7 protein-coding genes are annotated in these 7,823 nt (G+C 69.4%); 3 read left to right on the top strand and 4 right to left on the bottom strand.

Annotated features, from left to right (window positions below; translation table 11 throughout):
• The coding region (gene hda, locus JMF90_RS14625; RefSeq protein ID WP_236597980.1) for a DnaA regulatory inactivator Hda at nt 1-725 on the bottom strand (725 nt) is incomplete at its 3' end.
• A gap of 253 nt (nt 726-978) precedes the next feature.
• On the opposite strand from hda, the gene purM reads away from it, so the two are divergent.
• Entirely contained in the window at nt 979-2,034 is a 1,056-nt protein-coding gene (gene purM, locus JMF90_RS14620) for a phosphoribosylformylglycinamidine cyclo-ligase (protein WP_053524349.1), read from the top strand.
• Between the two features lie 99 nt (nt 2,035-2,133).
• On the opposite strand, the gene tet is transcribed toward purM, so the two are convergent.
• Nucleotides 2,134-3,327: a Tet(A)/Tet(B)/Tet(C) family tetracycline efflux MFS transporter gene (tet, locus tag JMF90_RS14615; protein ID WP_374104239.1), complete on the bottom strand. Its 1,194-nt coding sequence runs from the start codon at nt 3,325-3,327 to the stop codon at nt 2,134-2,136.
• Between the two features lie 62 nt (nt 3,328-3,389).
• Between tet and tetR the strand changes: the two genes are divergently transcribed.
• Nucleotides 3,390-4,022, top strand: a complete 633-nt coding sequence (gene tetR / locus JMF90_RS14610) for a tetracycline resistance transcriptional repressor TetR (protein ID WP_124677474.1) — start codon at nt 3,390-3,392, stop codon at nt 4,020-4,022.
• A gap of 4 nt (nt 4,023-4,026) precedes the next feature.
• On the opposite strand, the gene miaA is transcribed toward tetR, so the two are convergent.
• Nucleotides 4,027-5,013 (bottom strand): tRNA (adenosine(37)-N6)-dimethylallyltransferase MiaA, encoded by a 987-nt coding sequence (gene miaA / locus JMF90_RS14605; protein WP_201316720.1) that lies wholly within the window; start codon nt 5,011-5,013, stop codon nt 4,027-4,029.
• On the bottom strand, nt 5,010-7,013 hold the full coding sequence (gene mutL, locus JMF90_RS14600; RefSeq protein WP_201325189.1) for a DNA mismatch repair endonuclease MutL: 2,004 nt from the start codon (nt 7,011-7,013) through the stop codon (nt 5,010-5,012). Before mutL ends, miaA begins: the two co-directional genes overlap by 4 nt.
• Nucleotides 7,014-7,195: 182 nt before the next feature.
• Here mutL and JMF90_RS14595 point away from each other — a divergent pair.
• The coding region (locus JMF90_RS14595; RefSeq protein WP_201325188.1) for a DedA family protein at nt 7,196-7,823 on the top strand (628 nt) is incomplete at its 3' end.

The raw sequence follows: 7,823 nt of genomic DNA, 5'->3' as shown, positions 1-7,823 counted from the left end.
CGGTTCAGGCCCGTGCCCGGTGGTGTGATGTCGTCGCCGGGACGCGCGAGCATCCGGCGCAGCAGCGGCAGCGTGACCGCTCGCTTTTGCTCGAGCGAGAAGCGGTCGAGCGCGTCGAGCAGGGCCATCAGGCTCGGCATGTCGCGGCGGAAATGGGTCAGCAGGTACGCGGCGATGTCGTCGGTGAGCGCGATCCCGCGCTCCTTCGCCGCGAGCTTGAGCACGGCGATCTTGCCGGCGTCGGACGGCGGCGACAGGTGGAACACGAGCCCCCAGCCGAGGCGCGTGCGCAGATCCTCGCGCACGTCGAGCGCGAGCGGCGCCGCCGGGCCCGCCGCGACGAACGCGCTCGACGGGTGCGCGCGCACTTCGTTGAACAGATTGAACAGCGCGACCTGCTGCGTGTCGCTCATCCGGTCGCAGTCGTCGATCGCATAGATGCCGATGCGCGGGTCGAACGTGAACGCGCCGAGCGGGCTCTGCGGCGTCAGGTAGCGCGCATAGCCGTACGACGCGTCGCTCACGAGCGCCTGCAGCAGGTGGGTGCGGCCGCTGCCCGGCTCGCCCCAGATGTAGAACGACCGGTCCGGCACGGGGCCGGCCGCGAGCGCGAGATCGAGCTTCTGCAGGCGCGTGACGAGCTCGTCGTTCTCGTCGCTCATGATGAAGTTGTCGAACGTGGCGGGCGGCGGCGTGCCGAGATCGAGCGTCAGTTGACGGGACACAGCAGTCACAATGCGGATCGGTTGAAAAAACGCGCGCCGTACGCCGGGCACGCGCGGGGGAAGGCGCCTCGGCTGGCTTCACGCGCGACCGTACGCACGGCGGCGCGGCGCGGGTTTCGGCGCGCTTCGCCCGGCGATGAAAACGGGGACGTGTTGACCAAGATGCAATCCCTGACGATTCGGTGCTGGGAATTCCGGCCAACGGGCCGGCTTCGGGTAAAATCGCATTTTACCGACCTTCTCGCATTCCCCCATGAATCCTCCGAAATCCGCTCCCGACGCTCAGGGTCTGTCCTATCGCGACGCAGGTGTCGACATCGACGCAGGCGACGCGCTCATCGACAAGATCAAGCCTTTTGCGAAGAAAACCCTGCGCGACGGCGTGCTCGGCGGCATCGGCGGGTTCGGCGCGCTGTTCGAAGTGCCGAAGAAGTACAAGGAGCCCGTGCTCGTGTCGGGCACCGACGGCGTCGGCACCAAGCTCAAGCTCGCGTTTCATCTGAACAAACACGACACCGTCGGCCAGGATCTGGTCGCGATGAGCGTCAACGACATCCTCGTGCAGGGCGCCGAGCCGCTGTTCTTCCTCGACTATTTTGCGTGCGGCAAGCTCGACGTCGACACGGCCGCCACGGTCGTCAAGGGCATCGCGCAGGGCTGCGAACTGTCGGGCTGTGCGCTGATCGGCGGTGAAACGGCCGAAATGCCGGGCATGTACCCGGACGGCGAATACGATCTGGCCGGTTTCGCGGTCGGCGCGGTCGAGAAGAGCAAGATCATCGACGGCAGCACGATCGCCGAAGGCGACGTGGTGCTGGGCCTCGCGTCGAGCGGCATCCACTCGAACGGCTTCTCGCTCGTGCGCAAGATCATCGAGCGCGCGAACCCGGATCTGTCCGCCGATTTCCATGGCCGCTCGCTGGCCGACGCGCTGATGGCGCCCACGCGCATCTACGTGAAGCCGCTGCTCGCGCTGATGCAGAAGCTGTCGGTGAAGGGCATGGCGCACATCACGGGCGGCGGCCTCGTCGAGAATATTCCGCGCGTGCTGCGCGACGGCCTCACCGCCGAGCTCGACCAGAAGGCATGGCCGCTGCCGCCGCTGTTCAAGTGGCTGCAGGAGCACGGCGGCGTCGCCGACGCGGAAATGCACCGCGTGTTCAATTGCGGGATCGGCATGGCCGTGATCGTGTCGGCGGCCGATGCCGACGCAGCGATCGCCGACCTGACCGCCGCCGGCGAACAGGTGTGGAAGATCGGCACCGTGCGTGCGACCCGCGAAGGCGAGGCGCAGACGGTCGTGGTCTGACGCACGGCAAACAGATGCAGCAGGAAAAACCGCCCGGAGCGATCCGGGCGGTTTTTTTTCGGACGGTCGCGGGCTCAGCGCGACGGCGCACGCCGACGCTTATGCGGACGCTCGCGGCGCGTTCGCCGGGCGCGCGCCGGCCAGCAACGGCGGCACGAGCAGGTACAGCAGCGCGGCCGCGGCCCACACGAGCCCCGGCCAGGTCGCACGCGTCGCCGCGTAGGTCGTGGTGACGACCAGCGGCCCCGCGACGCCGATCAGGCTCGCCACGCTGCCCAGCGTGCCTTGCAGTTCGCCCTGGCGCGCATCGTCGACCTGCCGCGCGAGCATCGCCTGCAATGCCGGCAGCGTCATGCCGCCGGCCGCGAACAGCGGCAGCAGCGCGAACGGCACCCATCCGGCGGTCGCGAACGCGATGATCGCCAGCCCGAGCGCATCGCCCGCGAGGCCCAGTGCGAGCGCGCGCCGCTCGCCGAGCCGCGCGATCAGCGGCCCGATCGCGAACGCCTGCGCGAGCGCGTGGCATGCGCCGTAACCGGCGAGCGACAACCCCGCGACCGGCGTCGACCAGCCGAAATGTTCCTGGCCGTAGAGAATCCACAGCGTCGCTGGCGCCTGCGACACGAGCGCCACGATCACGTAGATGCCGACCAGCGGCGCGAGCGCGGGCGCGCCGCTCAGCCGGCGCAGGCTCGCGAACGGGTTGAGCGCGCCGACCGCCTGGCCTTCGCGGGCAGAACGCGGCCGCGATTCCGGCAGCACGCGCCATACGAGCAGGAGATTCAGCGCGTTGAGCAACGCGGCCGCGACGAACGGCGCACGCAGATGCAGCACGCCGAGCAGCCCGCCGATCAACGGGCCGGCGATGAAGCCGATGCCCATCATCGCGCCGAGCTGGCCGAAGCGCCGTGCGCGGTCGGGCTCGGCCGTCACGTCGGTCACGTACGCGGTCGCGACCGCGACGTTCGCGCCGGTGATGCCCGCGATCAGCCGGCCGACGTAAAGCCACGCGAGTGTCGGCGCGAGCGCCATCAGCAGATAGTCGAGCGCGGCGCCGGCCAGCGACGCGAGCAGCACCGGGCGGCGGCCGAAACGGTCGCTCAGCGCGCCGAGCAGCGGCGCGCACAGGAACTGCGCGAACGCGTACAGCGCGAGCAGGATGCCGTAGTGGGTGTCGGTGCTGCCCGCGGCGGCGAGCGAGCGCAGCAGCCCGGGCAGGATCGGCATCACGATCCCGACGCCGATCGCGTCGAGCAGGACCGTGGCCAGGATGGCAATCAGGGACGGGTTCAAGAGCATCACTCTATCGATGATAGAGTGCGCAGTATTCCACAGTTTCCCTATCGGTGATAGAGATGAAGGACACAGGCGCGCGACTGACGCGCGACACGGTATTGCGCGCGGCGCTCGAATTGCTGGATGAGGTGGGGATCGACGGGCTGTCCACGCGGCGGCTCGCCGAGCGGCTCGGCGTGCAGTCGCCGACGCTGTACTGGCATTTCAGGAACAAGGCCGAGCTGCTCGACGCGATGGCCGAGGCGATCATGCTGGAGCGCCACGGTGAGTCGCTGCCGCGGCCAGGCGACGTATGGGATGCATGGCTCGCCGAGAACGCGCGCAGTTTTCGCCGCGCGCTGCTCGCCTATCGCGACGGCGCGCGCCTGCACGCCGGCACGCGACCGCGCGCGCTGCATTTCAGTTCGATCGAACGCAAGGTCGCGCTGCTCGGTGAAGCGGGTTTCAAGCCGGACGAGGCGGTCGACGTGATGGTCGCGATCGGGCGCTTCGTGGTCGGATGGGTGCTGGAAGAGCAGGCGCGGCCGGACGGCGACACCGATGCGCTGCTGCCGGATGCAGCCGAATACCCGTTGTTCGCGCAAGGCTGGGCCGCGCTGCGCGAGCGCAGCGGCGACGAAGCGTTCGAGCGCGGTATCGCATGGATCGTCGACGGCGCGCGCGCGCGCCTTGCGGCGCGTCGGGCGGGCTGAGCGGCTAGTCCGGCGTGCGGCCGTCGAGCACGCGTTCGAGCGCGTCGAGCGCGCGGGCCGTCGAATCCGGCGCGATGCAGTCGACCACGATCCGCTCCGGCATCGCGCGCAGCCATGTGATCTGGCGCTTGCACAGCTGGCGGGTCGCGAAGATGCCCTTGTCGCGCATCGTCCGGTAGTCGGTATCGCCGTCGAGGAATTCCCACGCCTGCCGGTAGCCGACGCAACGCATCGACGGCAGGTCGGGATGGAGATCGTCGCGGCGCCGCAGCCGTTCGACTTCGTCGATGAAGCCCGCGTCGAGCATCGCGTCGAAGCGCTGCGCGATCCGCGCGTGCAGCACCGCGCGGTCCGATGGCTCGAGCGCGACCGGCACGAAGCGGTACGCGGCGGCCGCATCGTCCGTGCGGCGCGGCGCGGCGAGCAGCGCCGACATCGGCTGCCCGCTCAGCATGAAGATTTCGAGCGCACGCTGGATTCGCTGCGAATCGTTCGGCGCGAGCCGCGCGGCCGTGTCGGGATCGACCTGCGCGAGCCGCGCGTGCAGCGCGGGCCAGCCGTCGCGCGCGGCGTCGGCGTCGAGTGCCGCGCGGACTTCCGGGTCGGCGCCCGGCAAGTCGTTGAGCCCTTGCGTCAGCGCCTTGTAGTACAGCATCGTGCCGCCGGCGAGCAGCGGCGTGCGGCCCCGCGCGAGGATCTCGCCGATCAGCCGGAGCGTGTCGGCGCGGAATTCCGCGGCCGAATACGCGTCGGCCGGGTCGATGATGTCGATCAGGTGATGCGGCACGCTCGCGCGCTCGTCGCGCGACGGTTTCGCGGTGCCGATATCCATGTCGCGGTAGACGAGCGCCGAATCGACGCTGACGATCTCGATCGGACGGCGCGCGGCGAGCGCCAGCGCCGCCGCGGTTTTGCCGGAAGCGGTGGGGCCGAGCAGGCAGGCGATCGTCGTCGGGCGGGACTGCGGACGGGACTGCGAAGAAGCGCTCATTGCCCGCGCATGAAGAGACGGTCGAGATCGTTCAGCGTGAGCTGATACCAGGTCGGCCGGCCGTGATTGCACTGGTCCGCGCGCTCGGTCGCCTCCATCTGGCGCAGCAGCGCGTTCATCTCGTCGAGCGTCAGGCGCCGGTTCGCGCGCACCGCGTGATGGCACGCGAGCGTGCCGAGCAGTTCGTGCTGGCGCTCGGTGAGCACGCGCGAGCCGCCGAACGCATGCAGGTCGGCGAGCACCGCGCGCGCGAGCGACTGCAGGTCGGCGTCCTTCAGCAGCGCCGGCACCGCGCGGATCGCGAGCGTCGTCGGCGACAGCACCGCGAGGTCGAAGCCGAGCGATTCGAGCGTGTCGCGCTCTTCCTCGACCGTGCCGATCTCGACCGGCGTGGCCGTCATCGAGATCGGCAGCAACAGCGACTGCACGGCGACCGTGCGGTCGGCGAGCGCGTTCTTGAACTGCTCGTACAGGATTCGTTCGTGGGCCGCGTGCATGTCGACGATCACGAGCCCGTACGCATTCTGCGCGAGCACGTAGATGCCGTGGATCTGGCCGAGCGCGAAGCCGAGCGGCTGCTCGTCGTGCGCGCCGGCGGCGAGCGGCGCCGAGGCGAAGCCCGGCAGCGGCGCGGCCGGCGCGTCGGTCGAATCGGCCACATCGCGGGCGATGAGCGTCGTGCCGTCCGGCGTGCCCGCGCCGCTGTCCTTGCGGCCGAACAGCGCGTCGTAGAGCGCGAGCGGCTGCGCGACGGGCAGCGTGCCCTGCGTCATTCGCGCCTGGCGCATCCAGGTGTTGCCCGCCGACGATGAAGACGATGGCGACGAGAAGCCGCTACCGCCAATGCCGCCGGCGCCGCCCGGACTCTGACCGAGCGGTGTGTCGAGGAACGATGCCGGCCCGCGCGGGGCCGGTTCGAGATGCGCGGCAGTCGGCCGCCCGGCGGTGGTTTCCGGCGACGCGCCCGCGTGGCGCGCGAGCGCGCGCTGGACCGCGTGGAACACGTACTGGTGGATCGAGCGCGAATCGCGGAACCGTACTTCGATCTTCGACGGGTGCACATTCACGTCGACGGCTTCGGGCGGCAGATCGAGGAACAGCACGTATGACGGGTAGCGGTCGCCGTGCAGCACGTCCTCGTAGGCCGCGCGCACCGCGTGCGTCAGCAGCTTGTCGCGCACGAAGCGGCCGTTCACGAAGAAATACTGCTGGTCGGCGCGCCCGCGGCTCGCGGTCGGCAGGCCGGCGCAGCCGTAGACGGCGAGCGGGCCGGCCTGCTCGTCGAGCGGCAGGTGCGCGGTCGCGAAGCTCTCGCCGAGGATCTTCGCGACGCGCTGCGCGGGCTCGGTCGCGTTCCAGTGCTCGACGGCCTTGCCGTTGTGCAGCACCGAGATCGCGACGTCCGGCCGCGCGAGCGCCGCGCGACGGATCATTTCCAGGCAGTGGCCGAATTCGGTCTGCTCGCTCTTCAGGAACTTGCGCCGCGCGGGCGTGTTGAAGTACAGCTCGCGCACCTCGATCGTCGTGCCGATCGAGCCGGCAGCGGGCGACAGCACGCCCGTCTGCGCATCGATCTTCATCGCATGCGCGGCGTCGGCCGTCCGGCTCGTGATCGACATTTCGGCCACCGACGCGATCGACGCGAGCGCTTCGCCCCGAAAACCCAGCGTCGCGACTGCCTCGAGCTCCTCGAGCGAGCGGATCTTGCTGGTCGCGTGGCGCATCAGCGCGAGCGCCAGTTGGTCCGGCGGAATCCCGCAGCCGTCGTCGGTGATCGAGATGCGCTTGACGCCGCCTTCTTCGAGCACGATGCGCAGCGTCGTCGCGCCGGCGTCCATCGCGTTCTCGAGCAGCTCCTTGACGACCGACGCCGGGCGTTCGACGACCTCGCCGGCGGCGATCTGGCTGATCAGCTGGTCGGGCAGGGGCTGGATCGCGCGCAGCGGGCGCGCGGCGGGGGCGGGCGCGGCGCCCGCGGCCGTTTCGGTGATATCGGACATGGCCGAATTATAGCGAGGCGGCGAACGCGTGCCGGCGGGGCCGGCCGTTACGTTTTTTCACGGAGCCTTAAGGTAGTTTCGGTATCATCACCCCGTTGCACGCGCCGCCTTGACAGGCGGGCGCCTCGGCCATGTCTGGCCTGTTCGGCCGTTCCGGCCCCATCGCCTTCGAGGAATCGCATTTGGATACGCTGCTTCATTTCGTCAACCTTGTCCTGCATATCGACGCTTTCCTCGGCGATTTCATCCGGCAGTACGGCGCGTGGGTCTATCTTGTCCTGTTCCTGATCGTGTTCTGCGAGACGGGGCTCGTCGTGTTCCCGTTCCTGCCCGGCGATTCGCTGCTGTTCATCGGTGGCGCGTTCGCGGCCACGGGCGAAATGAACGTCGGCCTGCTGATCGTGCTGCTGCTCGTCGCGGCGATTTCCGGCAACACCGTGAACTACCTGATCGGCCGCTGGGTTGGCCCGAAGGTGTTCAATACGCATATCCCGGTGCTCGAGCGGTTCCTCGATCGCGCCGCGCTGCAGAAGACCCACTCGTTCTACGACAAGCACGGCGGCAAGACGATCGTACTCGCGCGCTTCATCCCGGTCGTGCGCACGTTCGCGCCGTTCGTCGCGGGGGCTTCGTCGATGAGCGTCGCGCGCTTCCAGTTGTTCAACGTGATCGGCGCGCTGGTGTGGGTGCTGCTGCTCGTGCTGCTCGGCTATTTCTTCGGCAACATTCCGTTCATCCGCCAGTACCTGAACGTGATCGTGCTGGTCGGGATCGGCGCGGCGATTGTGCCGGTCGCGCTGGGTGCGGTGT

This window comes from Burkholderia sp. E168m23 (genome assembly GCF_016586125.1).
Taxonomy (GTDB): Bacteria; Pseudomonadota; Gammaproteobacteria; order Burkholderiales; family Burkholderiaceae; genus Burkholderia; species Burkholderia orbicola.
Note: the sequence above shows the minus strand (reverse complement) of the source record. Positions and strands in the feature narration are given on the sequence as shown.